The organism is Streptomyces sp. NPDC057682 (assembly GCF_042799575.1).
In the GTDB taxonomy this organism is placed as follows: Bacteria; Actinomycetota; Actinomycetes; order Streptomycetales; family Streptomycetaceae; genus Streptomyces.
Genome location: NZ_JBHVIN010000009.1, coordinates 344,992 through 371,622, shown reverse-complemented (window position 1 = coordinate 371,622; position 26,631 = coordinate 344,992). Strand labels below are relative to the sequence as shown.

Sequence of the window (26,631 nt, the reverse complement as noted above, 5' to 3'; positions counted from 1 at the left end):
GCGGGGCGCCCGGCGGGCGCGCGGGGGCGGCCCCGCGGGCCCCCTGCCGTGGATCAGACCTCTTCCCCCAGCAGCACCCGGCGCACCACCCGCTCGGCGGCGCGGCCGTCCCCGTACGGACAGAACCGGGCCCGGAACGCCGCCAGCAGCTCCCGGCTCTCCGGGCCGTCCCACGCCCCGTCCCGGAAGATCCGGGCCAGCTCCTCCGTGCTCGTCGCCACCGGGCCCGGGGTGTCGCCCGGCCGGCCCGACAGCAGATCGAAGACCACCCCGCGCACCGTGCGGTAGGTCTCCCAGTCCGGGGCGTGCACCACGATCGGCCGGTCCAGATGGGCGAAGTCGAACATCACCGACGAGTAGTCCGTGATCAGCGCGTCCGCCGCCAGGCACAGCTCCTCGATCCGGGGGTGGTCGCTCACATCGAGGACCGAGGGGTGCTCCGGCAGCCCCGTGTCCCCGTAGAAGTAGTGCGCGCGCACCATCAGCACGGTGTCCGGTCCGGCCTCGGCGCAGAACCGCTCCAGGTCCAGCCGGCTGGTGAACCCGGCTTCGTAGTCGCGGTGCGTCGGCGCGTACAGCAGGGCCCGCTGCCCGGGGCGCAGACCCAGGGCCTCGCGGGCGGCCCGCACGTCGTCCCCGGTCGCCGTGGCGAGCACGTCGTTGCGCGGATAGCCCGTCTCCAGGCTCCGCGCGGCGCCCGGATAGGCGCGCGCCCACACCTCGGTGGAGTGCGGATTGGCCGAGACGCTCCAGTCCCACCGGTCGATCCGTTTGAGCAGCCGGTCGAAGTTCAGCCCCTGCGCGGCCGCCGGGTAGTCCTGCTGGTCCAGGCCCATGATCTTCAGCGGTGTGCCGTGATGGGTCATCACATGGACCTGGCCGGGGCGTTTGACCACGTGGTCGGGGAAGTTGACGTTGTTGAAGAAGTACGTGGCACGGGCCATGACGGACCAGTAGCGACGGGTGCCGGGCACCACGTGGTCGATGCCCTCGGGGACCGTGTCCACCTGGTTCTTCGAGACGACCCACACCCCGCGCACCCCCGGGGCCAGCTCCCGGGCCTTGCGGAACACGGCCTCCGGATTGCAGCTCACCCCGCGGTTCCAGTACGCGGCGTAGACGGCCAGGTTCGGGTCGAGCGGACGCTTGCGCTGCCACCAGTAGTACCGCTTGCTCAGGCTCCGCCTGGCCTGTCCCCGCACGGCGTCCGGTGCGGCGCGCAGCCCGCGCCGTACGGCGAGTGCCGTGTCGAGGCCGCCGAGCGCGGCGTACTTCCCGCCGCCGATCAGCCGGGGCCGCAGTCCGCGCGCGCCGGCCGGGAAGCGGAACCCCTCCGGGCGGTGGGCGCGGTGGAAGGCGGCCACCGCGCGCACGTACCGCCGCCGTCCGCGCCGGACCGCGGGATAGCCCGACAGCAGTTCCTGGACGGCCCGTTCGAAGAGCAGCGGCCGTACGGGCTCCAGCCGGGGGCGTTCGCGAAGGAACTCCATCAGCCCGGTGTACGCCTCGACGAGCCCGGCGGGGGCGGAACCGGGCTCTTCCTCGTCGGGCCCCGGGATGCCGCGCTGCTGGCGGTGCTCGACGCAGGCGACGGGCAGGACGGCCACCGACTCGGCCGCCGCCAGGGTCTGGAGGGCGTACATCCGCTCCCCGTGCGGCCCCGGGCCGAAGCCCAGCTTCTCGCCCTCGTGGAGGGAGCGGCGCACGGCCCGGTTCCAGGAGACCGGGGCGATGTCGAGGAGTCCGGCGCGCTCGGGCCCGGTCAGCGGGCCGTCGTCGAGCCCGCCCAGCAGCTCCAGCGACCTGCTCGGCCGGGGCCGGCCCCGGAAGGGCCGCTTGTGGTGGCCGTACAGCAGCAGATCGGGCTCGCCCGCCTCCGCGAGCCGGTCGGCGACGGCGCTCAGCGCGTCCGGCAGAAGGACGTAGTGCGCCTCCAGATGGAGCAGATATTCCCCGACGGCCCGCTCGGCACCGGCGTTGCGGCACCCCTCGGGACCGGCCCCGTCCGGCAGGTGGATGGCCTGCACCCGGTCGTCGCGTCCGGCGAACTCGTCGAGCAGCAGCCCCGATCCGTCCGGTGCCGCGTCGTCGACACCGATCACCTCGATGTCCGTGAACGACTGCGAGAGCACCGACTCCAGGCAGGCGCGCAGACTGCCCCGCGCGCGACGGACGGGGATGATGACACTCAGGCGGGGCATACGGTCTCTTTCTCGGCCGGGGACACCCCATAAACGCCCGAAGGAGTGACAGGGTTACGCCGGCCCCGCCGCCCCCGCGAAACGCCAGGTGGGGGCGGCCCCGGATGTCCCGGAGACCGCCCCCGCCCGGCCTGCCCGACCGCCTACTTGACGGCGCCCGCCATCACGCCGGAGACGAACTGGCGCTGGAAGGCGAAGAACACCGCGAGCGGGATGACCATCGACACGAACGCGCCGGGCGCCAGGACGTCGATGTTGTTGCCGAACTGCCGTACCTGCTGCTGGAGCGCCACGGTGATCGGCGGCGAGTCGGAGTCCGCGAAGATCAGCGCGACCAGCATGTCGTTCCACACCCAGAGGAACTGGAAGATGCCGAGCGAGGCGATCGCGGGACCGCCCAGCGGCATCACCACCCGGGTGAAGAGCCGGATCTCGCCCGCCCCGTCCAGCCGGGCCGCCTCCAGGAGTTCCCGGGGGATCTCCGCGAAGAAGTTGCGCAGCAGGAAGATCGCGAAGGGCAGGCCGAAGGCCGTGTGGAAGAGGACCACCCCGAAGGTCGTCTCGAAGATCCCGACCTCGCCGAAGAGCTTGGAGACCGGGATGAGCGCCACCTGCACCGGAACCACCAGCAACCCCACGACCAGCAGGAACCACCAGTCGCGGCCGGGGAAGTCCATCCAGGCGAAGGCGTATCCGGCCAGCGAGCCGATCACCACGACCAGGACGGTCGACGGCACGGTGATCATGACGGTGCTGAACAGCGAGTCGGTGATCGCCGAGTTGTCGAGCAGCCGGGAGTAGTTGTCCAGGGTCAGCTCCGACGGGGCGGTGAAGACCTTCCACCAGCCGGAGGCCGCGATCCGGTCGGCGCCGCGCAGCGAGGAGAGCAGCAGTCCGATGGTCGGCATCAGCCAGAACAGGGCCACCAGGACGAGGAAGACCCGCATCGCACCGCCGGCGGCGCGGGCCGCCAGCCGTGCCGCGAACGGAGGCCGTTCCTTCACGGGGCCGGCGGGCGCCTCGCCCGGTCCGGCGGGGGCGGCCGTGGCCGAGGGCGTCGTCATCGGCGCCCCTCCTTCCGTATCCGCCTGATGTTGAACAGCATCACCGGAATCACCAGCAGCAGCAGGAGTACGGCGATGGCACTGCCGACGCCGAGGTCCGCGTCGGTGCCGAAGGAGGAGCGGTAGAGCTGGAGCGCCAGCACGTTCGCGTCGTCCTGCGAGGAACCGGGCGCGATGATGAACACCAGGTCGAAGATCTTCAGCACATTGATCATCAGGGTCACCAGGACCACGGCGAGGACCGGTGCGAGCATCGGCACGGTGATCCGGCGGAACACCTGCCACTCGTTGGCCCCGTCGACCCGGGCGGCCTCCAGGAGTTCGCGCGGCAGTCCGGCCAGGCCGGCCGCGATCAGCACCATGGCGAAGCCCGCCCACATCCAGACGTAGCTGCCGATGATGCCGGGCGTGACCAGGGACGGCCCGAGCCAGTCCACACCGTTGTACGGCTCCCGGAAGTTGGAGGCGGGCAGCCGCAGTTCGGCGCCGTCGGCCGAGGCGGGCAGGGTGAACACCCCGTCGGCGCCGGCCCTGGCGGTGGCGACGACCTTCCCGTCCTTGACGGCCTCCACCTCGATGCCCTTGAGTCCCAGCTCCCGGGCGTCGATGACGTTCGGCTTCCCGCCGCCGCCCCTGGTGAAGTCCAGCCACGCGGTGCCGGTGATCCCCCCGTCGGACGCGGGCTCCGGCGCCCTGGCCGGGCGGGCGTCGCCGGGCATCTTCGCCGGGAGCACCCCGACCAGGGGCAGTTGGACCGGCTGCCCGGCCCGTACGGTCGTCTTCGTCACGAACGCGCCGCCGCCCTCCGCCTTCAGCGGATGGACGGGGAGCGGATGCGCCTTGGGGAAGCCCGCCGACTCGCTGAACGTGTCGTGCACGCCCACCCAGACCGCGTTGGCGACCCCGCGCTCGGGCGCCTGGTCGTAGACCAGCCGGAAGATGATCCCCGCCGCCAGCATCGAGATCGCCATCGGCATGAAGACGATCAGCTTGAACGCCGTGCCCCAGCGGATGCGTTCGGTCAGCACCGCGAAGATCAGCCCGAGCGCGGTGGAGACGGTCGGCGCGAACACCACCCAGACCGCGTTGTTCTTGACCGCCGTACGGATGGTGTCGTCGGTGAACAGCGTCCGGTAGTTGTCGAATCCGGCGAACCCGGTGCCCGACTGGTCGAGGAACGACCGGTAGACCGAGTACACGATCGGATAGACCACGAGCGCGCCGAGCAGCACCAGCGCGGGCAGCAGGAACACCGCCGCGACGGCTCTACGGGTGCCGGTGACGCTCCGGGCGGTACGACCGGGGCCGGGCGGACCGGACCGGCCGCCGGACGAGGGCGCCCTGGGGGCGGGGACCCGGTCCCCGCCGGACGGTTGTCTGTCGGCGGAGGGCGCCTCGTCGGCGCCCCCCGCTGCGGCTGTCGTCATCGCGTCAGCTCTTGTACGCCTTGGCCGCGTCGGACTCCAGTTTCGCCTGGGTCCCCGCGATGTCCTTCGGGTTCTTCAGGAAGTCCTGGAGGGTCTTCCACTCGCCCTTGCCGGGCGTCCCGCCGAACGACTGCGGGGCCTGGTCGGACATGTCGAACCGGACGTCGTCACCGGCCGCGATGAGCGCCTTCGCGATGGTGCGCTGCACCTCGTTGGGGTACGCGCCCGGGTCCAGGGCCTTGTTCGGCGAGATGTACCCGCCCTGCTCGGCCCAGATCTTCGCCGCGTCCGTGGAGGCCAGCCAGGTCAGCAGGGCCTGGGCACCCTTGCTGTCCTTCAGCGCCACGGCGGCGTCGCCCCCGGTCACCACGGGGGACTCGGCGCCGACCGCGGGGAACGGGAACACCTTGGCGTCCGTGCCGATCTTCGCCTTCGTCTGCGCGATGTTGATCCCGACGAAGTCGGCCTCGAAGACCATGGCGCCCTTGGGCTGGTCGCCTCCGGTGAACGTCTGGGTGACCGAGGCCGGGAACTCCGTCTGGAGCGCGCCGTCGGCACCGCCCGCGATCAGGGCGGGCTTCCCGAAGAGTTGCGCGAGCGTGGTCAGCGCGTCCTTGACGGACGGGTCCGTCCACTTGATCTTGTGCTGGGCCAGCTGGTCGTACTTCTCCGGACCCGCCTGGGAGAGGTAGATGTTCTCGAACCAGTCGGTGAGCGTCCAGCCGTCCGCGCCGGCGACGGAGACCGGGGTGACACCCGAGGCGGACACCGTCTCGGCGGTCGCCAGGAAGTCCTTCCAGGTCTTCGCCTCGGACGCGCCCGCGTTCTCGAAGACCTTGGCGTTGTACCAGATCAGGGACTTGTTGGCGGCCTTGAAGTACACGCCGTACTGGGTGCCGTCCACCGCGCCCAGGTCCTGCCAGACCTTCGAGAAGTTCTTGGCCAGCTCGGCCTTCGCCTCGGGCCCGGCCGGCTTCGCCCACTTCTTCTCGACGGCCTGCTTGATCGCGCCGACCTGCGGGATCATCGCCACGTCCGGCGGCTGGCCGCCCGCGATCTTCGTACCGAGGAAGTTGACGATCGGGTCCTGCGCGGGGACGAACGACACCGTCGCGCCCGTGCGCTTCTCGAACTCCTTGAGGACCTTGACGAAGTTCTCCTGCTCCGGTCCCGTCCAGACCGCCGCGACGGAGATCTTCTCCCCGTCCAGTTTCGGTAAGGAGACCCCCGACGGGCTCCCGGAGCCCTCGGACGCCCCGTCCTTGCCCTTCGTGTCCTTGCCGCCGTCACCGTCGTCGCCGCAGCCGGTGAGGGCCAGCGCGCCGATGGCGGTGAACACCAAGGCGGCCCTGCGAATCCGAAGCGTTGTGCGCATCCCTGCCCCGTCTCTCCTGTGCGCGTGAGCGGACCGGCACCGGCCGGGATCCCGGGGTGCGGCCCTCTGTCACGTCGTCCTGTGCGCACAGTCCTACGCCCGGCCCACCGGCGCCGCAATACCGTCTTCGGGCCCAACTCATTGATCGTGATGGGCTCGTGACGTGGGGTCAGTGTGATGTCTGGGGTTATTGGGAGTACTTGGGATCGGTGGGGGTCAGAGGGGCGCGGACGGGGTACGCGTACCCGTTTGCGGCCCGGGAGGCGGCTGCGGGAGGGCGGTTCCGGCGACGGTGCGGAGCGTGCGCGCGGGGTGGGCGGCGCACGCCCTCACGACGTCCGTCCCCCGGACCGGTGTCACGACGGCGCCGGGGCCAGCGGGGCGACGGGCTCGGCGTTGACCGAACGGGCGGCCCGCTCCACCGCGCTGGCGAGCAGCGCGAGGTCGGTCGGCCCGTTGCCCAGCTCGCGGACCGGGCGGCGGGTCGGCGGATCGCCCATCCGCTCCCACTCCAGCGGGACGACGGTGGGCCGCAGGGTCGCCGTGCGCGGGATGCGGCCCGTCACCCGGCCGCCCTGGAACGGTGTCACCCGTCCGTCGGGGTGGCCCAGCCGCCCCCGGCCGGGGGCCGGTTCGTCCGGCGACGGCGGCACCACGGGCGCGTCGAGCACGATGCGCAGCCGGGCGCCCCGGGCCAGCTCGGTGTCCTCCGTGCGCTCGGGGCGGGCGGAGGTGGCGACGAGATGCATGCCGAGCCGGCCGCCCTCCCGGGCCACCGCCTCCAGCGCCCGTACGACGGAACCGGCGGCGGGACGCCCCGGGCTGCCGAGGGCCGGGGCGAGCAGGGCGTCGAAGTCGTCGACGAGCACGACGAGCCGGGGCAGCGGGGAGGGGCCCGGATCGGCCGTCCGCGCGGAGGCGGGCCGCAGCCGCAGCGTGCCGCTCATCGGGGACTCCACGTCCCCGCGCTGCTCGGCCGGGCCTGGGGGACGCGGACCGACCATCCGCCGGGCCACCTCCTGTCTGCTGTGCCACTCGGCGAAGTCCAGCCCGTCCAGCAGTTCGGCCCGGCGCTTCACCTCACCGCCCAGCGCCTGGGCGAACTCCCGCATCCGGACCGGGTCGCAGGCCACGAGCCGGGTGAACGCGTGCGGCAGCTCCGTGCACGGTCCCAGGCTCTCGCCGCGCTCGCCGCCCGCCCCGTCGACCAGCAGCAGCCCCAGCCGGTCGGGCCGGTCGGCGGCGGCCAGCGAGGCGGCGACCGCCCTGAGCAGTTCCGTACGCCCGCTGCCGCCCGGCCCCTCGATGAGCAGATGCGGCCCTTCCTCGGCGAGGTCCACGCTCACCGGCCCCCGGGGCCCGGCCCCGAGCACCACCACCGGCCGCCCGGCGGACGCCGTGACCGGCGGTGCGGCGGCGGGCAGAGCGGCGGAACGCGTCGCCACCCGGGGCGCGTCCGCCTGACGCGGACCGCTCACCCGGTTCGACGCCCGCCCGGACCCGGCCGCCCGCACACTCCCGTCCCCCGGCCCTTCCGCCCTGTCGCCCCAGGACCGCGTGTCCGACCCCGGCAACGTCCGCGAACTCGGCGTCTCCCCGGGCCACCCGTCCGCCCGGGGGCGGGGGGTGCGGGCGGAGGCCGGCGCGTCGGGGTGGGGCGTGCGGCCGGAGGTGGGTGTCTCCGGGTACGGGGTGCGTCCGGACGACGGCGCGTCCGGGTAGGGCGTGCGGCCCGAGCCGGGCGCTTCCGGGTACGGGGTGCGGCCCGAGCCCGCTGATTCCGGGTACGGGGTGCGTCCGGACGACGGCGCGTCCGGGTACGGGGTGCGGCCCGAGCCGGGTGTCTCCGGATAAGGGGTGCGGCCCGAACTCGCTGTCTCCGGGTACGGGGTGCGTCCGGACGACGGCGCGTCCGGGTACGGCGTGCGTGCCGAGTCGTGGTTCTCCGGTGCCGGGCGGGGGTACGGGGTGCGGCCCGACGCGGGGGAGCGCTGGGGGGCGACGCGGGGGGTGTCGTCGGGCGCGGCGGCCGTGGTGCGGGGGGCCGCGCCGGGCTGGTCGTCCGCCGTGGAGGCCCAGCGGGCCATCAGGGAGGCGGGGGTGGCGCGGGCCAGGCCCAGCTCGTCCAGGAGGCGGGCGGACGGGGGGAGTGCCACGGCCGCGCGCGGGCCCGGGGGCACCGCGGGGCCGTCCACGCGCAGCGGGGCCAGCGCCCGTCCGAACCGCTCCGCCCAGTGCGCCGAGACCGCGTCCACGGCGGCCACCGTGCCGTGTCCGGCGGCGCGGCCGCCCGCCGTGCGCAGCAGCCGCAGGGCCGTCGCCACATCACCGATGAGCATGGCCACCGCCCCGCACTCGCGGAAGGCGATCGAGGCGTGGCACGCGGCCTCGTAGGTCGCCGTGACCGGGGAGGTGGGGGTCGCGGCCGGGGTCTCGGCCAGACAGATCAGATGGATGCCCGCGGCCGCCCCGGCCGAGGCCAGCCGGGCGGTGTGCTCGCGCAGGACCGCCGAACCGGGGTCGCCGTCGACGACGACCACCGTGAACGGGCCCTCGTGGGCGCGGGCCGCCTCCGCGACCGTGGCGGCGTCGAGGCTCGCCCAGCCGGGCCCGAGCGGGCCCTCGTCCAGCCGGCGCACCAGCTCGTTCGTCCGCGCGAGCGCCTGCTCGCGGTCGTACGCCAGGAGCAGCCGGCAGTCCTGGCCGTGCATCGGCCGCAGATGCGGCAGCCAGCCCAGCCAGCCCCACGCGCGGCGGCGCTCCTCAGCGCCGCGCGCCCGGTCCGTACTGATCAGGACGATCTCCAGATCGGCGGGGGAGTGCAGCGCGGCCAGCTGGGCCACCGTCGAGCGGGCGAGCCCCGCCAGCCGCTCCCGGGGACCGGCCAGCCCCAGCGAACCGGCCTCCCGCAGCCCCACCGTCACCGGGACCGACGGCAGGTCCGCCCGGTCCGTCGTGCCCAGCCGGACCACCAGCGCCTCGGGATGCGCGGTGTCGCGCTCCCAGAGCCGGGGACCCGGGCCCAGCGCGGTCAGCAGGACGGCGGCCGGATCCGGCCAGGTGCCCTCGGGGGCCGAGGAGAGCGCGGTGGACGGCGCCGGGGGGACCGGCGCGGGCGACGCCGCCTCCTCGTCACCCGCTCCGGGTGCCGGATCGCCCTTGCCGCCCGTCAGCCGGCGCGCCCAGGCACCGAGACCGCCCCGGCGGGGCGCCTCGCCGTCCGGCACCCGGCCGGCCCGCCCGGCGGCGGGGTGCGGCCGGGCCGGGGCACCGGAATCCGCGGAGTGCGCGTGCCCCGTGGAGACGGCGGGCCGTCCGTGCTCCGGGGGGCCTTCGGGGTCGGGACCGTCCGGCGGGCCGCCGGACGCGGTGCGCGGCGCGGGCGCGAGGACGACCCGCAGATGGCCCTCTCCGTCGGGCGCGGTGTCCAGCGTGGGCGGCCGGGCGCCCGGGGCGAGCCGGAGCGTGGACTCGCCGAGTCTCAGCAGCGCGCCGGGACCCAGCCGGACCGGCCGGTCGCGGACCTCCGCGCCGTCGAGCGTCGTGCCGTTGGTGGAACCGAGATCGGCGACCGAGACCCGGCCGTCCGCCGAGACCGTCACCGCGCAGTGCAGCCGGGACACGTCGGGGTCGTCGAGCGGCACGTCCGCGTCGGCGGAGCGGCCGATCCGGATCTGCCCGCCGTGCAGCAGATGGACGCCGCCCGCGTCGGGGCCGGCGATCACGTGCAACTGGGCCGGAACGGCGTCGTCGGGGGTCTCGTCCTCGCCCGGCACCTGGAGCGAAAGCACCGCACCGTCGACCAGCGGGGGCTCACCGAGCGCGCACCGCTGCGCGTCGAGCCGCTCGCGGCCCGCGTACAGCACCACCGCGCCGCCGCCGAGGGTGCCGTCGGGGCCCGTGACGGACGCGGCCAGGTTGGACGCCACGGTGGCCAGCGCCGTCCCCGCGGGGGCGGTGACCAGCACGTCGCAGGCGCGCGCGGGGGTCTGGCCGCTGCGCGGCGCCAGGACGGTCAGCCGGATCTGCATCGCCGTCAGCGGTCCCTTCTGCGCGCGGTGCCCGGCGAAGGAGACGCCCTGTGAACTCCCCCCACCCGGCACGGACGCGTCGTCCGGTACAGGTTCGTCACGCACCGCGGGGCTCCCGACCGCGCAGTCGTGCTGGAGGCATCCTCGCACCTGCCACCGACAACCCGCCCCCGGGTCACCGCTCAATGATCTTGAAACGTCGGCTGTGCGCCCAAAAATGCCCCCTTGGCCGGTTCCTCGGGCGGCCTGAAGCGCCTCCCGGGGCGCACGGCGCGCTGCCGCCGCGTCCCGGAACCGTCCGTTCGCACCCGTGTGCGGCAACCATCCGCCGGGGGCGGGCGTCTTTCCCCGCGACCGGAGAAGCGGTGGGAATGGTGGGCAATGCGGCAGAAAAGGTACCCTTCCGGACTCGGTCACCGCCGTCGGCCGCCCCACTAGAGTGGGCCCGACTCCGGACGGAAACGGACCGGGGCCCATGACCACACGACCAGCAGGGAGCGCATGACGTGCGGCCCGTAGGCAGCAAGTACCTGCTCGAAGAGCCGCTGGGACGCGGCGCCACGGGGACCGTGTGGCGTGCCCGCCAGCGCGAGACCGCGGGCGCCGAGGCGGCCGTCGCCGGCGAGCCCGGCGAGACCGTGGCGATCAAGGTCCTCAAGGAGGAGCTGGCCAACGACGCGGACGTCGTGATGCGGTTCCTGCGGGAACGCTCCGTCCTGCTGCGGCTGACCCACGAGAATATCGTGCGCACCCGCGACCTGGTCGTCGAGGGCGATCTCCTCGCCCTCGTCATGGACCTGGTCGACGGCCCCGACCTGCACCGCTACCTCCGTGAGAACGGGCCGCTCACCCCGGTCGCCGCCTCGCTGCTCACCGCCCAGATCGCGGACGCGCTCGCCGCCAGCCATGCCGACGGCGTCGTCCACCGCGATCTGAAACCGGCCAATGTGCTGCTCTCCGAGCGCGACGGCGAGATGCACCCGATGCTCACCGACTTCGGGATCGCCCGGCTCGCCGACTCCCCGGGGCTGACCCGGACCCACGAGTTCGTCGGCACCCCCGCCTACGTGGCGCCCGAGTCCGCCGAGGGCCGCCCGCAGACCTCCGCCGTCGACATCTACGGCGCCGGCATCCTGCTGTACGAGCTGGTCACCGGCCGTCCGCCGTTCGCCGGCGGCACCGCGCTCGAAGTCCTGCACCGGCACCTCAGCGAGGAGCCCCGCCGCCCCAGCACCGTGCCCGCCCCGCTGTGGACGGTCATGGAGCGCTGCCTCAGCAAGGACCCCGACCGCAGGCCCAGCGCGGAGAACCTGGCGCGCGGGCTGCGTACCGTCGCCGCCGGCATCGGGGTGCACGCGAACTCCGCGCAGATCGCCGCCGCCGACGGGGTGGGCGCCCTGCTCGCCCCCGACCCGGCGCCCACCGCCGTGCCCGAGACGCCCGGCGCCGCCGACCCGACCCAGGTGCTGCCGAGCAACGCGGGCGCGTACGACCCCAACGCGGCCACCAGCGTGATGCAGCACAACGCCGGACCCGGCGGCGGCCACGCCGACCCGACGGCGGTCATGCCGCCCGTCCCGCCGCGCCCCGAGGGCACCCCGCAGTCCGACGGACCGCACCCCTGGCAGTCCCAGCTCCAGGCCGCCCGCGACCGCAACGAGCAGACCCAGGTGCAGTACCTCGACCCGGGCCAGGACCCGCTGCGCCGGCGCCCCCAGCGCCAGCAGCCCCCGCCGCAGCAGCAGCCGCGACGCCAGCAGCAGTACCAGCAGCCCCAGCAGCCGCAGTACCGCCAGCCGCCCCAGCAGCAGTACCAGCCCCAGCAGTACCACCAGCCGCAGCAGCAGTACGCGCCGCCGCAGCAGCCCCAGGCACCCGCGCAGCGCCCGCCCCGCGAACCCCGCGAGCCGAGGCGGCGCAGCGCCAACCCGATGAAGATCCCCGGCCTCGGCTGCCTCAAGGGCTGCCTGTTCACGCTGGTGCTGCTCTTCGTCGCGAGCTGGCTGATCTGGGAGCTGACCCCGCTCAAGGACTGGATCGGCCAGGGGCAGAGCTACTGGACCGCGATCACCGACGCCGTCGACACCGTCACCGGCTGGATCTCCAAGCTGGGCGGCGACAGCGGCGGTACCTCCGGAACCGGCGGGAACTGACCGGGTACGCACCCCGACCCTGTAGCTATATCGACTTCCGCGGACCAATTCCGAGGCATTTCGCCCGCAGAAGCGAAGGATGGTGCCATCCACGGCACACGGCCCCCCGATCGCCGCGTAACTTTGTCGACCGGGGGTTGTGGAGCGACGTCCATCGCCAGCCGCTGAGGGAGCAGTCTTGGCACGGAAAATCGGCAGCCGGTACACCGCCCACCAGATCCTGGGGCGCGGCAGCGCGGGCACGGTGTGGCTCGGCGAGGGACCCGAGGGGCCCGTCGCCGTCAAGCTGCTCCGCGAGGACCTCGCGTCCGACCAGGAGCTCGTGGGCCGGTTCGTCCAGGAGCGCACCGCCCTGCTCGGCCTCGACCATCCCCATGTCGTCGCCGTCCGCGATCTCGTGGTCGACGGCAACGACCTGGCCCTGGTGATGCAGCTGGTGCGCGGCACCGATCTGCGCACCCGGCTCGACCGCGAGCGCCGGCTGGCCCCCGAGGCCGCCGTCGCGATCGTCGCGGACGTCGCCGACGCGCTGGCGGCCGCGCACGCCGCGGGCGTGGTCCACCGCGACGTCAAGCCGGAGAACATCCTGCTCGACATGGAGGGACCGCTCGGCCCCGGCAACGCCCACCCCGCGCTCCTCACCGACTTCGGCGTCGCCAAGCTCATCGACACCCCGCGCCGGACCAAGGCCACCAAGATCATCGGCACGCCGGACTATCTGGCGCCCGAGATCGTCGAGGGACTGCCACCGCGCGCCGCCGTCGACATCTACGCCCTGGCGACCGTGCTGTACGAGCTCCTCGCGGGCTTCACGCCCTTCGGCGGCGGCCACCCCGGTGCCGTGCTGCGCCGCCATGTCACCGAGACCGTGGTCCCGCTGCCCGGCATCCCCGACGAGCTCTGGCAGCTGCTCGTCCAGTGCCTCGCCAAGGCCCCCGCCTCCCGGCTGCGCGCCTCCGAGCTGGCGGCCCGGCTGCGCGAACAGCTTCCGCAGCTGGCCGGCATCCCGCCGCTGGACGTCGACGAGCCGGACGAGGAACCCGAGCCGGAGCCGTACGACGAACAGCAGTACACCCCCGCCGACGAGGAACCCCGCCGCCGCGGTGCCGTCCCCCTGGTCCCGGGCTCCTCGCCCGACTCCAACCGCGACACCCACACCAGCATGCGCGTCCCGGCCCCCGACGAGCTCTCCGGCGGCCCGCACGGCACCGCCCGCGCCCCCCGCGCCCCCGGCCGCCCCCGCCCCGGCTCCGCCCGCAACAAGCAGGCCGCTCTCCGCAAACGCCGCCTCACCCTCGGCGCCGCCGCCCTCGTCCTCGCCGCGGCGATAGGCGCCGGCAGCTGGCTGGCCCTGGGCGGCGACGACGCGGGAGCCTCCCCCCAGGACACGGAGAACTCGGCACCCGCCACCCCCTGACCCGGCCCTCCCCACCGCCCCGGGGCGGTGATCGAGCGGCCCGAGGAACGTCCGCGCCGACAGCCGTTAGGCTGGACCCGTGGCAGTCGTCGATATTTCCGAAGAGCTGAAGTCCCTCTCCTCGACCATGGGGTCGATCGAGGCCGTCCTGGACCTGGATGCGCTGAGGGCGGACATCGCCGCGCTCGAGGAGCAGGCCGCCGCGCCGTCCCTCTGGGACGACCCGGAGGCGGCACAGAAGATCACCAGCAGGCTTTCGCACCTCCAGGCCGAAGTCCGGCGGACCGAGGCGCTGCGCGCCCGGATCGACGACCTCGGGGTCCTCTTCGAGCTCGCCGAGGCCGAGGACGACGCGGACACGCTCGCCGAGGCCGAGTCCGAGCTGGAGTCCGTCCGCAAGGCGCTGGACGAGATGGAGGTCCGCACCCTCCTGTCCGGCGAGTACGACGCCCGGGAGGCCCTGGTCACCATCCGGGCCGAGGCCGGCGGCGTGGACGCGGCGGACTTCGCCGAGAAGCTCCAGCGCATGTACCTCCGCTGGGCCGAGCAGCACAACTACAAGACCGAGGTCTACGAGACGGCGTACGCGGAAGAGGCCGGCATCAAGTCGACCACCTTCGCCGTCGAGGTGCCCTACGCCTACGGCACCCTCTCCGTCGAGCAGGGCACGCACCGGCTCGTGCGCATCTCGCCCTTCGACAACCAGGGCCGCCGCCAGACCTCCTTCGCGGGCGTCGAGGTGCTGCCCGTGGTCGAGCAGACCGACCACGTCGAGATCGACGAGTCCGAGCTGCGCGTCGACGTCTACCGTTCCTCCGGCCCCGGCGGCCAGGGCGTCAACACCACCGACTCCGCGGTGCGCCTGACCCACCTGCCCACCGGCATCGTCGTCTCCTGCCAGAACGAGCGCTCGCAGATCCAGAACAAGGCCTCCGCGATGAACGTCCTCCAGGCGAAGCTCCTGGAGCGCCGCCGTCAGGAGGAGCAGGCGAAGATGAACGCCCTCAAGGGCGACGGCGGCAACTCCTGGGGCAACCAGATGCGCTCCTACGTCCTGCACCCGTACCAGATGGTCAAGGACCTGCGCACCGAGTTCGAGATGGGCAACCCCGAGGCCGTCTTCAACGGCGAGATCGACGGCTTCATCGAGGCCGGCATCCGCTGGCGCAAGCAGAGCGAGAAGTAGCCGGCCGCGACGGGCCCGGGAGCAGCCGCTCCCGGGCCCGTCGCCGTTGTCCGCACCGGTCTCAGGACGCCTCGCGCCCCAGGCACCGCTTCAGCTCGTCCACCTCGTAGAAGTAGCTGCCCTTCGTCACCGGCGCACAGCCCGTGCGGAAGGCGGTCTCCTTCTCGTTGTAGAGCATCCGCACGAGGTACGCGCTGCCGTCGCCGTTCCCGCTCCGGAACAGGTCCCACTGGATGTTCGCCGCCATGGGGGCCACCGATCCGCCGCGCCAGGGGTTGTCGGCGTAGGTGTACGGACGCTCCGGCGACACCGCCCGGGTGCTGCCGGACAGCCCCATCAGCGCGGCCAGCGGGATGATCTCCTCCGCGTGGGTGAAGCGGAGTTCCGCACCCGGGCCGCCCGTCCCGTTCCGCGCGGCGTCGATCTTCGCGAAGAAGTCGTCGAGCAGGACGTTCGCCATCCGGTACGTGATGTCGCTGTCGTCGAAGCCCGGACCCTTCTCGTAGAAGTCCTCGGCATCGCTCAGATACGCGAACCAGCGGGCCTCGCGCGGTGCGATCCAGCGGGACAGGTCCCAGTCGCCCTCGTCCGCCATGGCCGGGGCGATGCTGTAGAGCGCGTAAAGGGCCTGCGCCGCCTCCACCTCCGTACCGACGGAGGCGAACTCGCCCGCCGAGATCCGCCGCACGAACTCCGGCGCGAAGATCTTCCCCAGCACCCGGCGGGCGGCGGTGTGCGTGGCCGGCTGGTCGGTGATCGCGTCGAGCGTGGCGGCGAGCCGGGCGTCGTTCTCGACGTAGTCCCGGTACTCCGCGCCGCCCGCGGCCTTGTGGAAGTAGAGCAGGTCGGGGTCGGTGCGGGCCGGGCCGATGAGCGGCGCCAGTGCCGGGTTCCGCGCGGCGAGCGCCCCGGCGAACAGGTTCCCGCTGTCGACGGCCCGGTCCTTGCCGGAGCTGACCACGTCGATGCGCTCGGAGCGCTCCGCGATCCGCGCGAAGAGTCCGGGCAGCCGCTCCTCCAGCCGGGCCGCGGTCTCCCGCATCTCGCGTACGCCCCGGCCGCTGAGCTGCCCGTACCCGACCCGCTCCATCGCGGCCAGCAGCGACCGCACTTCCTCGCCGAAACGCTCGCCCGAGGGCGTGAGCCGGCCCTCGGCACGCGCCTTCTCCCACAGCGCGAGGATCAGATCCCCGTCCTCGCTGTCCGAGGCCGCGCGCGAACCGTGGCGCGACACGTTCTCCGTGAAGACGGGAACGAAACCCTTCGGCGCCCGCTGGTAGGAGCGCGGGTTCTGCTGGGGGGCGTACGGCGTCTTCGTCGCGTAGAAGCCGGAACCGGGGCCGCGGCCGGGCGGGGGTGCCGCCTGGGCCGGTACGGCCACCGGCAGCAGCGCCGAGACCGCGAGGGTCAGCGCGAGGGCGACGGTTCGTTTCTGCATGGATCTCACCAGGTTCGTGGGAGGGGGCGTGCGGGACGTCGGCATCCTGGTGCTCCGGGATGAACCGGGAGTGGACGCCGGGGGACGGGCGGATGTGCGCCGGTCCGCACGGCCTGTCCGCGGGGCGCGCGGAAATTCGAGGGGCGTGAAAGGGAGTTGGCGTTGCGAGTTGCGCAGAAGGCGTGGTGAGTGCGTCACAGTCGTGACCCTGAATGAGGATCAACTCTCATCAAAATGGGGCACATTGCGCGGAATGGCCTTGACGTAGTCCTTAACTCTGGACAGGGTGCTAAGGCAGCATGCGTATGTCTGGGACGGGTGTGATCGGGGGCGGGCGGCATGGCCACGGCGCGACGTGGGCCGGCGCTCGGAGCGAACCCCGCCCGGCCGTGCCCCGCATATGGCTGCTCCACTGACGAGAACAGCTACTGGGGGTAGCAGCACATGACAAAGAAGACGCGAGTCCGCGTCGCGCGGATAGCCGCGGGTGCGGTGATCGCCGCGGGCGCCTCGCTCACGGCCGCCGGCGCGGCGCAGGCCGTCGGTATCGATGTCGGTGTCGGCGGTCTGTCCGTCAAGGCCGACGTGGACAAGAACGGCATCGCCGTCAAGGCCGGCCCGCAGGGCGAGTCCGAGGGCGGCGACGCCGGCGGCGGCGTCGACGAGGGTCAGGCCGCCGGCACCACGGGCGAGACCAGCACCACCGGCGAGACCACGGGTGAGACCACCACCACGGGTGAGACCACCACGACCGGTGAGACCACGGGTGAGACCACCACCACCGGTGAGACCACCACGACGGGTGAGACCACCACGACCGGTGAGACCACGGGTGAGACCACCACCACGGGTGAGACCACCACGACCGGTGAGACCACGGGTGAGACCACCACCACCGGTGAGACCACCACGACCGGCGAGACGTCCACCACGGGCGAGACCACCGGCAACGCCAGCACCACCGGCAACACCACGGGTGAGGCCAACACCTCCGGCAACGCCAGCTCCGGCACGTCGGGCAACGCCGGCGCCGGCACGTCGGGCAACGCCAGCGCCGGTTCCAACGACGGCGGCACCGGCACCTGCACCGTCGACCTCGACGGCGCCGAGTGCGCGGACAACACCGACACCGACTCGGTCGGCAACCAGCCGGCCGAGCAGGGCAAGGGCAAGGACGAGCTCGCCGAGACCGGTGCGGCCGAGACCACGTTCCTGCTCGTCGGCGCCGCGACGATGATCGCCGGAGGCATCGGCTTCCGGATCCTGCCGCGTCTGGTGAACGGCCGCACGGCCGCCTGACACCGCGCACGGTGACAGACCGGACACAGAGGGGCCCGGACGCCGACGGCGTCCGGGCCCTTCCGTACGTGGACGGCGGAGGTCAGGCGGTCTGGTGGGCCAGCAGGGCCAGGGCGGCCAGCAGCACCACCATCAAAGCGATCAGCATCGCCGGATTCAGCCCCGCGAACGGGCCCTGCTCCTGCTCCCTCATGCGGGCGAGGCTGGCCCGGCAGACGGGACAGCGCCCCTCGCTCACGGGCGCCGCGCAGCTCGCGCACACCAGTCGGTCATAGGTCATGCGCTTTCCTCCTCCCGCGCGGCGGAGCCGCACAAGCCTTCTCTCCGCACAACGCTCACGGAAACGCAACCGTTCCCCCTCCCACTGTGCCAGCTCGCGGGGAATTCGGCTCGGCCCGCCGGATACCTCCCGGTCCGTTCCGCCGCACCGCCCGCCGGGCCCGCTGCCGATTCACCGTAAATCACCCATCCCGGGACGGGCGCCTGCACGCGTCAGCCCGGTTCGCGTATGGTCACGCACACCTACTCCCGGCCGACCGTGGTGCACCGTGATCCGATTCGACAACGTCTCCAAGACCTACCCGAAGCAGAGCCGTCCCGCTCTCCGGGATGTGTCGCTCGACATCGAGAAGGGCGAGTTCGTCTTCCTGGTGGGCTCCTCCGGCTCCGGCAAGTCCACCTTCATGCGCCTGATCCTCCGCGAGGAGCGGGCCACGACGGGCATGGTCCATGTGCTCGGCAAGGACCTCGCGCGCATGTCCAACTGGAAGGTGCCGCACATGCGCCGCCAGCTGGGCACCGTCTTCCAGGACTTCCGGCTGCTGCCCAACAAGACCGTCGCCCAGAACGTGGCCTTCGCCCAGGAAGTGATCGGCAAGCCGCGCGGCGAGATCCGCAAGGCGGTGCCCCAGGTCCTCGACCTCGTCGGCCTCGGCGGCAAGGAGGACCGGATGCCCGGCGAGCTCTCCGGTGGTGAGCAGCAGCGCGTGGCCATCGCCCGCGCCTTCGTCAACCGCCCGATGCTGCTGATCGCGGACGAGCCCACCGGCAACCTCGACCCGCAGACCTCGGTCGGGATCATGAAGCTGCTGGACCGGATCAACCGGACCGGCACCACCGTGATCATGGCGACCCACGACCAGAACATCGTCGACCAGATGCGCAAACGCGTCATCGAGCTGGAGAAGGGCCGTCTCGTACGCGACCAGGCGCGCGGCGTCTACGGCTACCAGCACTGAGCACCGAGCACTGAAAGGACGCCATGCGCGCCCAGTTCGTCCTGTCGGAGATCGGCGTCGGCCTCCGTCGCAACCTCACGATGACCTTCGCCGTCGTCGTCTCCGTCGCCCTCTCGCTCGCCCTGTTCGGCGGCGCGCTGCTCATGCGCGAGCAGGTCAGCACGATGAAGGACTACTGGTACGACAAGGTCAACGTCTCCATCTACCTCTGCGGCAAGGCGGACGCGGACTCGGTGGCGCAGTGCGCCAAGGGCGCGGTCACCAAGCAGCAGAAGGACGAGATCGAGGCCGATCTCAACAAGATGGACATCGTCGACAAGGTCATCTACGAGTCGTCCGACGAGGCCTACAAGCACTACCAGGACGAGTTCGGCGACTCCCCGATGGCGGGCAACATCACGCCCGACCAGATGCCCGAGTCGTTCCGGGTGAAGCTGCACGACCCGACGAAGTACAAGGTCGTCGCCACCGCCTTCGCCGGGCGGGACGGCGTGCAGTCGGTCCAGGACCAGAGAAGCATCCTGGACAACCTCTTCGGACTGATGAACGGCATGAACGTGGCCGCGCTCTTCGTGATGGCGCTGATGCTCGTCATCGCGCTGATGCTGATCGTGAACACCGTCCGGGTGTCCGCGTTCAGCCGGCGCAGGGAGACCGGCATCATGCGGCTCGTGGGGGCCTCCGGCTTCTACATCCAGATGCCGTTCATCATGGAGGCCGCGTTCGCCGGTCTGATCGGCGGTGTGCTGGCCTGCGTGATGCTGCTGGCCGGCCGCTACTTCCTGATCGACGGCGGTCTCGCGCTCAAGGACAAGCTCAACCTGATCGACTTCATCGGCTGGGACGCCGTCCTCACCAAGCTCCCGCTGGTCCTCGCGATCGGGCTGCTGATGCCCGCCGTCGCCGCGCTCTTCGCGCTCCGCAAGTACCTCAAGGTGTGAGATGCGCCCCGTGGGGCGCGCGGCCAACCCGCCGTGCGCCCCTGGGGCGTTGTCCTAGACTCGGCGCCATGCCGGACCCCGAGCACCGTGTCGGGCCCCGCGGCCTGCGCCGCGGGGCGGCCCTGACGTTGGTCTTCGCGGGCGTGCTCGCCACCGCCGCCGCCACCGGCTCGCTGCCGCGCGGCGCGGACCGGGACACCGAGATCGAGGCGCACTCCGTCGCGGCCGCCGCCGACCGGGACACCGTGGCCGACGCCGCCGCCCGCGCCGTGGCCGACGGCAAGTCCGGCACCGAGGCCGCCGAGGAGGCCGTCAGCCGCAGCGGGGACCGCTGGGGCGCGGTCTACGACGAGCGGGAGTACGAGGAGTTCGAGCAGGCCCTGGACGGTTCGTACACCGGCGTCGGACTCGCCGCCCGGCGCACCGCCGACGGACTGGTCGCCGTCGGCCGGGTCCACCCCGGCGGGCCCGCCGCCCGCGCCGGTATCCGCCCCGGGGACCTGCTGCGCACCGTCGACGGCCGCGAGGTCGACCGCCGCCCCGTCTCCGACGTGGTGGCGCTGCTGCGCGGCGACCGCAGCGGGGCCGCCGCCGGCAGCACCGTGGTGCTGGGCGTCCAGCGCGGCGACCGCACCCGGACCGTGACGCTGCGGCGGGCCCGGCTCACCACCGAGGCCGTCTCCGTGAAGTCCGCCGGCCCCGGCCGCGCCGCCCCCTCCGCCGCCGTCGTGATCGATGTGGACGCCTTCACCAAGGGCTCCGGCGAGGCGGTCCGGAAGGCGGTGCTGAAGGCCCCGTCCGGGGCCGGGATCCTGCTGGACCTGCGGGGCAACTCCGGCGGTCTGGTCACCGAGGCCGTCACCGCCGCCTCCGCCTTCCTGGACGGCGGCCTGGTCGCCACGTACGACGTGCACGGCGAGCAGCACGCCCTGTACGCGGATCCGGGCGGCGACACCGGACGCCCCCTCGTGGTGCTCGTCGACGGCGGCACCATGAGCGCGGCGGAACTGCTGACCGGCGCGCTCCAGGACCGGGGCCGGGCGGTCACCGTCGGCTCCCGGACCTTCGGCAAGGGGTCCGTGCAGATGCCGAGCCGGCTCGCGGGCGGTTCGGTGGCCGAGCTGACCGTGGGCCACTACCGCACCCCGGCGGGGCACAACGTCGACGGCCGGGGCATCACCCCGGACCTCACCGTCGGCGCGGGGGCCCAGCAGCGGGCCGAGACGGTATTGAGTGGCCTCGGAGGCGGGTCGTAGTGCGAAAATGGCCGCACTATGGCTAAGGAAAAAGACACCGGGCGCAAGATGATCGCGCAGAACAAGAAGGCGCGGCACGACTACACCATCCTCGACACCTATGAGTGCGGGCTCGTGCTCATGGGCACCGAGGTCAAGTCGCTGCGCATGGGGCGGGCCTCGCTCGTGGACGGCTTCGTACAGATCGACGGCGGCGAGGCCTGGCTGCACAACATCCACGTCCCGGAGTACGTCCAGGGGACGTGGACCAACCACTCCGCCAAGCGCAAGCGCAAGCTGCTGATGCACCGGGCCGAGATCGACAAGCTGGAGTCGAAGGTCCAGGAGACCGGGCACACGATCGTGCCGCTCTCGCTGTACTTCGTGAACGGCCGGGTCAAGGCCGAGATCGCGCTGGCGAAGGGCAAGAAGGAGTACGACAAGCGCCAGACGCTGCGCGAGAAGCAGGACACCCGGGAGACGAACCGGGCGATCGCGGCGGCCCGCCGGCGTCAGCGGAGCGCCTGACCGGCAGGCCTCCCCGGACCGGTGGCCGGGGGCGGCAGGAATACGCTGGCATCCGTGCGCGTTGGTCACGTACGATGGCGGAGCACCCCACGGGGGTGTGCACCACCTTTGAAAAATCAACATGGGGATGATCGGTTTCGACAGCGGATGTCGAAGCAGGGGAAGCGAGTCGAGGAAGCGGCAATGATCTCGTAAACCATATGTCGCAACCAATAATCGCCAATTCCAAGCGCGATTCCTCCGCCTTCGCCCTCGCTGCCTAATTAGCAGCTAGCGAAGACTCTGCGGAGTGTCAGCCCGGGGGTGATCCCGACCCGGATCCTGGCATCATTCAGGGATCTAAACTTCTGAGCCCGGTCACGGGGTTCAGAAGGAAATCAAACAGTGACTGGGCCTGTCGGAGGCTTGTCCGTGTGACCTCCGGGGCCGAGAAAAGCGCAGCGGACTGCACTCGGAGAAGCCCTGGTTCCGCACCGTTGGACGCGGGTTCGATTCCCGCCATCTCCACAATTCCCATGTGAACGAGGACCCCGCTGCCACCGGCAGCGGGGTCCTCGTCGTACCGGGCCGCGCGCCGTAACGGGGCATCCCCGGACCGACCGGACGGTCCGGGCGGGGCCCGAGCCACGGTTGGAGAACAACTGTGTCACTCATGATGAACAACACCTGTCCTCCGGCTCGGACCGTCCATGGGGTGCGCTACATTCGTAGCCCGGGTGCACTGTGCTAGGGGGCGCGTGGGAGTCGGGTGGGGGCCCGGTCCGACGGCGCACAGACGGAACAGTTGCGAGCACCCCAGGTTCTGAGTGGGGGAAGTGCGGACAACTGTGGACACCTGGCGTGAAGGGGCCCGTGCGGGACACACCCACGAGCCGAACGAAGTCACCATCCAGCTCGACGGAATCGGCCGCCAGCTGTCCGAACTCCTCCCCGAACCGAACACCGCCCCCGAGGGCGACGGCCCCGTCTTCGTCGACGAGAGCGGCCGCCGCGGCAAGACGCTCCGGCGGCTCGGCTGGGTCCTCGCCGCGATCTGCGTCGCCTACGCCGTGACCCTCGTCGTCGCCGTGCTCGGCGGCAGCTCCAGCGCCCCCTTCCTGCCGATCTCCGGCCAGGAGGAGCACCGCAAGGCCGAGGACGTGACGACCCCGGCCACCCCGGGCGCCGGCCAGGACGCCTCCTCCTCGCCCGACGCGACGCCCGGCGCCTCGCCCTCCGCCCCGCAGGGCGGACAGGACGCGGCCGCCACCACCGGCACCGGCGCGGGCACCGCGACCTCCGGCCCCGCGGGCGGTACCACCACCCCGGCCGGCGGAGCCACGGCCACCGATCCCACCGGCCCCTCGGGCCGGCAGACCACCGGCGCCACGACGGGCATCGGCGGCGATCCGGGCGGCGGGACGTCCACCACGCCCCCGGCCGCCGACTCCACGCCTCCGGACGGGGAACCCACGGAATCCACCGAGGATCCCGTGACCCCGACCGCCGAGAACCCCGAACCCCCTGTGCAACAGCAAGAAGGCGCCAGCTAGATGACCACCCCCGCCCCGCGGGTCAGGCACCACCGGAAGAAGCCCAAGCGGCGGCGCAGACTTCCCATGCGCTACATGCTGCCGCTGCTCTTTCTCGTTGCCCTGCTCGCGATGTTGATGCTGCGCGGCTATGTGCACAGCGAGATCCTCGCCGACTTCCGGGTCCAGCCCCCGGCGGCCACCGACCAGGTGCCCGAGCAGGTGATGGAGGGCGGCCCGGTCATCGACGCCCGTTCCACCACCGAGCCCGCGAAGACGCTCCGGATACCCGACCACCGCATCGTGCTGACCTTCGACGACGGCCCGGACCCGGAGTGGACGCCGAAGGTGCTCGACGAGCTGAAGAAGTACGACGCGCACGGCGTCTTCTTCGTCACCGGCACCATGGCCTCGCGCTATCCGGATCTGGTCGAGCGCATGGTCGAGGAGGGCCACGAGGTCGGGCTGCACACCTTCAACCACCCCGACCTCTCCTACCAGTCCACCCGGCGCATCGACTGGGAGCTCTCGCAGAACCAGCTGGTGCTCGCGGGCGCCGCCGGCATCCGCACCTCGCTGTTCCGGCCGCCCTACTCCTCGTTCTCCGACGCCATGGACAACAAGTCCTGGCCGGTCACCCAGTACGTCGGCAGCCGCGGCTACCTCACCGTCGTCAACAACACCGACAGCGAGGACTGGAAGCGCCCCGGGGTCAAGGCGATCATCGACCGGGCCACGCCGAAGCACGGCAAGGGCGCCATCATCCTGATGCACGACTCCGGAGGCGACCGGTCCCAGACCGTCGCCGCGCTGGGGAAGTTCCTGCCGAAGATGCAGGAGCGCGGCTACACGTTCGCCAACCTCACCGACGCGCTCGGCGCCCCCAGCGCCCACACCCCGGTCACCGGCTTCGCGCTGTGGAAGGGCAAGGCGTTCGTCACCGCCGTCGAGGTCTCCGAGCACATCACCGACGTCCTGGTCGTCGGCCTCGCCGTCATCGGCGTGCTGGTCTTCACCCGCTTCGGCCTGATGCTGGTGCTCTCCTTCGTGCACGCCCGGAAGGTCCGCAGACGGAACTTCCGCTGGGGCGAGCCGATGACCCGCCCGGTCTCCGTGCTGGTGCCCGCGTACAACGAGAGCAAGTGCATCGCCAACACGGTCCGCTCCCTGGTCGCCAGCGACTATCCGCTGGAGGTCATCGTCATCGACGACGGCTCCACGGACGGCACCGCGGACCTCGTCGACCGGATGCGGCTGCCCGGTGTCCGGGTGGTGCGCCAGCGCAACGCGGGCAAGCCCGCCGCCCTCAACAACGGCATCGCGCACGCCCGCCACGACATCATCGTGATGATGGACGGCGACACCGTCTTCGAACCCTCCACCGTCCGCGAACTGGTGCAGCCCTTCGCCGATCCGGAGGTCGGCGCCGTCGCCGGCAACGCCAAGGTCGGCAACCGCGACTCGCTGATCGGCGCCTGGCAGCACATCGAGTACGTGATGGGCTTCAACCTCGACCGCCGGATGTACGACATGCTCCGCTGCATGCCGACCATCCCCGGCGCCGTCGGGGCCTTCCGCCGCGACGCCCTCAGCCGGATCGGCGGCATGAGCGAGGACACCCTCGCCGAGGACACCGACGTCACGATGGCGCTGCACCGCGACGGCTGGCGCGTCGTCTACGCGGAGAACGCCCGCGCCTGGACCGAGGCCCCGGAGAGCGTGCAGCAGCTCTGGTCGCAGCGCTACCGCTGGTCGTACGGAACCATGCAGGCGATCTGGAAGCACCGCCGCGCCGTGATCGAACGCGGCCCCTCCGGCCGCTTCGGCCGCGTCGGACTGCCCTTCGTCGCCCTGTTCATGGTCGTCGCCCCGCTGCTCGCCCCGCTGATCGACGTCTTCCTGCTGTACGGGCTGGTCTTCGGGCCCACCGAGAAGACGGTCGGCGCCTGGCTCGGCGTCCTCGCCGTGCAGGGCGTCTGCGCCGCGTACGCCTTCCGGCTCGACCGGGAACGCATGACGCACCTGCTCTCGCTCCCCCTCCAGCAGGTGCTGTACCGGCAGCTGATGTACGTGGTGCTGCTCCAGTCCTGGATCACCGCGCTCACCGGGGGCCGGCTCCGCTGGCAGAAGCTGCGGCGCACCGGCGCCGTCGAGGCACCGGGCACCGCCCAGAGCCACGGGCGGCGCAGCAACGACCGGAGGCCCGTCGCATGACGTATCCGAGCCACCCCCCGGCGTACCCCCAGCAGCCGAACGGGGACGCGTACACCATGCCGCTGCGCGTGGTGCCGCCCCCCGCCGCGCCCGAGCCGGCCGCCACCGCGGAGAGTGCCCCGGCGAAGCCGGGCCGCGACCGCTATCTCGACCTGCTGCGGGCCGTCGCGCTCGTCCGCGTCGTGGTCTTCCACCTCTTCGGCTGGGCGTGGCTGACCGTCCTGTTCCCGTCCATGGGCGTCATGTTCGCCCTGGCCGGATCGCTGATGGCCCGGTCGCTGTCCCGGCCCGCCTGGAGCGTCATCCGCAGCCGGGTGCGCAGGCTGCTGCCGCCGATGTGGGCGTTCGTCGCCGTCACCGTCCCGATCGTCTTCGCGCTCGGCTGGAAGCCCGTCCGCGAGGAGGGCATCTGGTGGTTCCTCAAGCTGGGCTGCTACATCCTGCCGGTCGGCACCCCGCCCTTCCCGTGGGAGAACGGCTCCGAGGGCGGCTTCCTGGAGACGTCCTGGGCCGAACAGGCCATGGGGCCGCTCTGGTACATCCGCGCCTACCTCTGGTTCGTGCTGGCCTCCCCGCTGCTGCTGAAGGCCTTCCGGAAGCTGCCCTGGGCGACCCTGCTGGCACCGCTCGGCCTCACCGCCGTGATCGGCACCGGTCTGGTCACCGTGCCGGGCACGTTCGGGGAGGGGCTGGTCGACTTCGCCGTGTTCGGCTCCTGCTGGATCCTCGGCTTCGCCCACAACGACGGACTGCTGAAGACCGTCCCGCGCTACCTCACGGTGTCGATGGCGGCCTTCCTCATGGCCTTCGCCCTGTGGTGGGCCTCCGGACACCTCACCGAGGAGGGCTGGAACCTCGACGAGATCCCGCTCGCCCAGTCCGCCTGGTCGCTCGGCTTCTGCGTGATCCTGCTCCAGTACGCGCCCTCCTGGCGGCAGCTCCCGGGCCGGCTGGCGGGCTGGGACAGCCTCGTCACCCTGGCCAACAACCGGGCCGTGACCATCTACCTCTGGCACAACCTGCTCCTGATGGCCACCTTCCCGCTGATCGACCGCCTCTGGGACGTGCCGTGGGTCGGCGACCACCTCGGTACGTACATCGACGCCTCGTACAACACCCTGGCGCTGATCATCGTCTGGCCGCTGATCGGACTGATGATCGTCTCCGTCGGCTGGGTCGAGGACGTCGCCGCCAGGCGCCGTCCGCGCCTGTGGCCCAACGGCACCGCCCGCACCCGGGACCGCGCCGCGGCCTGACCCCGTGCCTCACCGGGCCGGCCCCGGCCCGGTGAGAGCAAGGTTGCCCACCGGTCACCTCGCGGCACCGCACCGAAACGCGCGCTCCCTAGCGTCGGGGACAACACCCCCGACGAC

Annotated in this window: 18 protein-coding genes and 1 other RNA gene; 12 read left to right on the top strand and 7 right to left on the bottom strand. The window is 72.4% G+C overall.

Going from position 1 to position 26,631, the window contains the following annotated elements:
* Window positions 1-53 precede the first annotated feature (53 nt).
* The 5 genes from ACFVDM_RS19525 to ACFVDM_RS19505 all read right to left on the bottom strand — a co-directional run bounded on the left by ACFVDM_RS19525 (window position 54) and on the right by ACFVDM_RS19505 (window position 10,098).
* On the bottom strand, window positions 54-2,201 hold the full coding sequence (locus tag ACFVDM_RS19525; protein ID WP_383640986.1) for a CDP-glycerol glycerophosphotransferase family protein: 2,148 nt from the start codon (window positions 2,199-2,201) through the stop codon (window positions 54-56).
* Between the two features lie 143 nt (window positions 2,202-2,344).
* Window positions 2,345-3,265: a carbohydrate ABC transporter permease gene (locus ACFVDM_RS19520; RefSeq protein ID WP_383640983.1), complete on the bottom strand. Its 921-nt coding sequence runs from the start codon at window positions 3,263-3,265 to the stop codon at window positions 2,345-2,347.
* Window positions 3,262-4,692, bottom strand: a complete 1,431-nt coding sequence (locus tag ACFVDM_RS19515) for a carbohydrate ABC transporter permease (RefSeq protein WP_383640980.1) — start codon at window positions 4,690-4,692, stop codon at window positions 3,262-3,264. Before ACFVDM_RS19515 ends, ACFVDM_RS19520 begins: the two co-directional genes overlap by 4 nt.
* 4 nt (window positions 4,693-4,696) lie before the next feature.
* Complete coding sequence (locus ACFVDM_RS19510; protein ID WP_383640976.1) at window positions 4,697-6,067, bottom strand: ABC transporter substrate-binding protein; 1,371 nt, start codon at window positions 6,065-6,067, stop codon at window positions 4,697-4,699.
* 356 nt (window positions 6,068-6,423) lie between these two features.
* Window positions 6,424-10,098, bottom strand: coding sequence for an FtsK/SpoIIIE domain-containing protein (locus tag ACFVDM_RS19505; RefSeq protein ID WP_383641035.1), 3,675 nt, complete (start codon window positions 10,096-10,098; stop codon window positions 6,424-6,426).
* A 506-nt stretch (window positions 10,099-10,604) separates the two neighbouring features.
* Here ACFVDM_RS19505 and ACFVDM_RS19500 point away from each other — a divergent pair.
* The 3 genes from ACFVDM_RS19500 to prfB all read left to right on the top strand — a co-directional run bounded on the left by ACFVDM_RS19500 (window position 10,605) and on the right by prfB (window position 14,854).
* A complete protein-coding gene (locus tag ACFVDM_RS19500; RefSeq protein ID WP_383640974.1) occupies window positions 10,605-12,251 on the top strand; it encodes a protein kinase in 1,647 nt (548 codons plus the stop codon).
* 178 nt (window positions 12,252-12,429) lie between these two features.
* The gene (locus ACFVDM_RS19495; RefSeq protein ID WP_383640971.1) at window positions 12,430-13,668 is read left to right on the top strand and encodes a serine/threonine-protein kinase; all 1,239 of its coding nucleotides are present in this window, start codon (window positions 12,430-12,432) and stop codon (window positions 13,666-13,668) included.
* A gap of 79 nt (window positions 13,669-13,747) precedes the next feature.
* On the top strand, window positions 13,748-14,854 hold the full coding sequence (prfB, locus tag ACFVDM_RS19490) for a peptide chain release factor 2 (protein WP_383640969.1): 1,107 nt from the start codon (window positions 13,748-13,750) through the stop codon (window positions 14,852-14,854).
* 61 nt (window positions 14,855-14,915) lie between these two features.
* On the opposite strand, the gene ACFVDM_RS19485 is transcribed toward prfB, so the two are convergent.
* On the bottom strand, window positions 14,916-16,292 hold the full coding sequence (locus tag ACFVDM_RS19485) for a histidine-type phosphatase (RefSeq protein WP_383640966.1): 1,377 nt from the start codon (window positions 16,290-16,292) through the stop codon (window positions 14,916-14,918).
* Between the two features lie 444 nt (window positions 16,293-16,736).
* On the opposite strand from ACFVDM_RS19485, the gene ACFVDM_RS19480 reads away from it, so the two are divergent.
* Window positions 16,737-17,591 carry a hypothetical protein gene (locus tag ACFVDM_RS19480; RefSeq protein WP_383640963.1) on the top strand — a complete coding sequence of 285 codons (855 nt, stop codon included), beginning with the start codon at window positions 16,737-16,739 and terminating at the stop codon, window positions 17,589-17,591.
* 82 nt (window positions 17,592-17,673) lie between these two features.
* On the opposite strand, the gene ACFVDM_RS19475 is transcribed toward ACFVDM_RS19480, so the two are convergent.
* Window positions 17,674-17,871, bottom strand: coding sequence for a hypothetical protein (locus tag ACFVDM_RS19475; RefSeq protein WP_383640961.1), 198 nt, complete (start codon window positions 17,869-17,871; stop codon window positions 17,674-17,676).
* Window positions 17,872-18,139: 268 nt separating this feature from the next.
* Between ACFVDM_RS19475 and ftsE the strand changes: the two genes are divergently transcribed.
* From ftsE to ACFVDM_RS19435, 8 genes are all read left to right on the top strand, one after another.
* Entirely contained in the window at window positions 18,140-18,829 is a 690-nt protein-coding gene (gene ftsE / locus ACFVDM_RS19470) for a cell division ATP-binding protein FtsE (RefSeq protein ID WP_383640958.1), read from the top strand.
* Window positions 18,830-18,852: 23 nt separating this feature from the next.
* Window positions 18,853-19,770, top strand: a complete 918-nt coding sequence (gene ftsX / locus ACFVDM_RS19465) for a permease-like cell division protein FtsX (RefSeq protein ID WP_383640955.1) — start codon at window positions 18,853-18,855, stop codon at window positions 19,768-19,770.
* A 68-nt stretch (window positions 19,771-19,838) separates the two neighbouring features.
* The gene (locus ACFVDM_RS19460) at window positions 19,839-21,026 is read left to right on the top strand and encodes a S41 family peptidase (RefSeq protein ID WP_383640952.1); all 1,188 of its coding nucleotides are present in this window, start codon (window positions 19,839-19,841) and stop codon (window positions 21,024-21,026) included.
* A gap of 18 nt (window positions 21,027-21,044) precedes the next feature.
* Window positions 21,045-21,533: an SsrA-binding protein SmpB gene (gene smpB / locus ACFVDM_RS19455; protein ID WP_383640949.1), complete on the top strand. Its 489-nt coding sequence runs from the start codon at window positions 21,045-21,047 to the stop codon at window positions 21,531-21,533.
* 123 nt (window positions 21,534-21,656) lie between these two features.
* Window positions 21,657-22,043: a transfer-messenger RNA gene (gene ssrA / locus ACFVDM_RS19450) on the top strand.
* A 317-nt stretch (window positions 22,044-22,360) separates the two neighbouring features.
* Window positions 22,361-23,065, top strand: coding sequence for a hypothetical protein (locus ACFVDM_RS19445; RefSeq protein ID WP_383640946.1), 705 nt, complete (start codon window positions 22,361-22,363; stop codon window positions 23,063-23,065).
* Between the two features lie 66 nt (window positions 23,066-23,131).
* Window positions 23,132-25,258 carry a glycosyltransferase gene (locus tag ACFVDM_RS19440; RefSeq protein WP_383641031.1) on the top strand — a complete coding sequence of 709 codons (2,127 nt, stop codon included), beginning with the start codon at window positions 23,132-23,134 and terminating at the stop codon, window positions 25,256-25,258.
* A complete protein-coding gene (locus ACFVDM_RS19435; RefSeq protein WP_383640943.1) occupies window positions 25,255-26,514 on the top strand; it encodes an acyltransferase in 1,260 nt (419 codons plus the stop codon). Before ACFVDM_RS19440 ends, ACFVDM_RS19435 begins: the two co-directional genes overlap by 4 nt.
* The last annotated feature ends 117 nt before the right edge of the window (window positions 26,515-26,631 follow it).

Bases quoted from the DNA above. Each gene is read 5' to 3' on its own strand.
- ACFVDM_RS19520 (WP_383640983.1), bottom strand. From the start codon at position 3,265: ATGACGACGCCCTCGGCCACGGCCGCCCCCGCCGGACCGGGCGAGGCG.
- ACFVDM_RS19515 (WP_383640980.1), bottom strand. From the start codon at position 4,692: ATGACGACAGCCGCAGCGGGGGGCGCCGACGAGGCGCCCTCCGCCGAC.
- ACFVDM_RS19480 (WP_383640963.1), top strand. From the start codon at position 16,737: ATGACAAAGAAGACGCGAGTCCGCGTCGCGCGGATAGCCGCGGGTGCG.
- ACFVDM_RS19510 (WP_383640976.1), bottom strand. From the start codon at position 6,067: ATGCGCACAACGCTTCGGATTCGCAGGGCCGCCTTGGTGTTCACCGCC.
- ACFVDM_RS19460 (WP_383640952.1), top strand. From the start codon at position 19,839: ATGCCGGACCCCGAGCACCGTGTCGGGCCCCGCGGCCTGCGCCGCGGG.
- ftsX (WP_383640955.1), top strand. From the start codon at position 18,853: ATGCGCGCCCAGTTCGTCCTGTCGGAGATCGGCGTCGGCCTCCGTCGC.
- ACFVDM_RS19525 (WP_383640986.1), bottom strand. From the start codon at position 2,201: ATGCCCCGCCTGAGTGTCATCATCCCCGTCCGTCGCGCGCGGGGCAGT.
- smpB (WP_383640949.1), top strand. From the start codon at position 21,045: ATGGCTAAGGAAAAAGACACCGGGCGCAAGATGATCGCGCAGAACAAG.
- ACFVDM_RS19475 (WP_383640961.1), bottom strand. From the start codon at position 17,871: ATGACCTATGACCGACTGGTGTGCGCGAGCTGCGCGGCGCCCGTGAGC.
- ACFVDM_RS19440 (WP_383641031.1), top strand. From the start codon at position 23,132: ATGCGCTACATGCTGCCGCTGCTCTTTCTCGTTGCCCTGCTCGCGATG.
- ACFVDM_RS19505 (WP_383641035.1), bottom strand. From the start codon at position 10,098: ATGCAGATCCGGCTGACCGTCCTGGCGCCGCGCAGCGGCCAGACCCCC.
- ACFVDM_RS19435 (WP_383640943.1), top strand. From the start codon at position 25,255: ATGACGTATCCGAGCCACCCCCCGGCGTACCCCCAGCAGCCGAACGGG.
- ACFVDM_RS19485 (WP_383640966.1), bottom strand. From the start codon at position 16,292: ATGCAGAAACGAACCGTCGCCCTCGCGCTGACCCTCGCGGTCTCGGCG.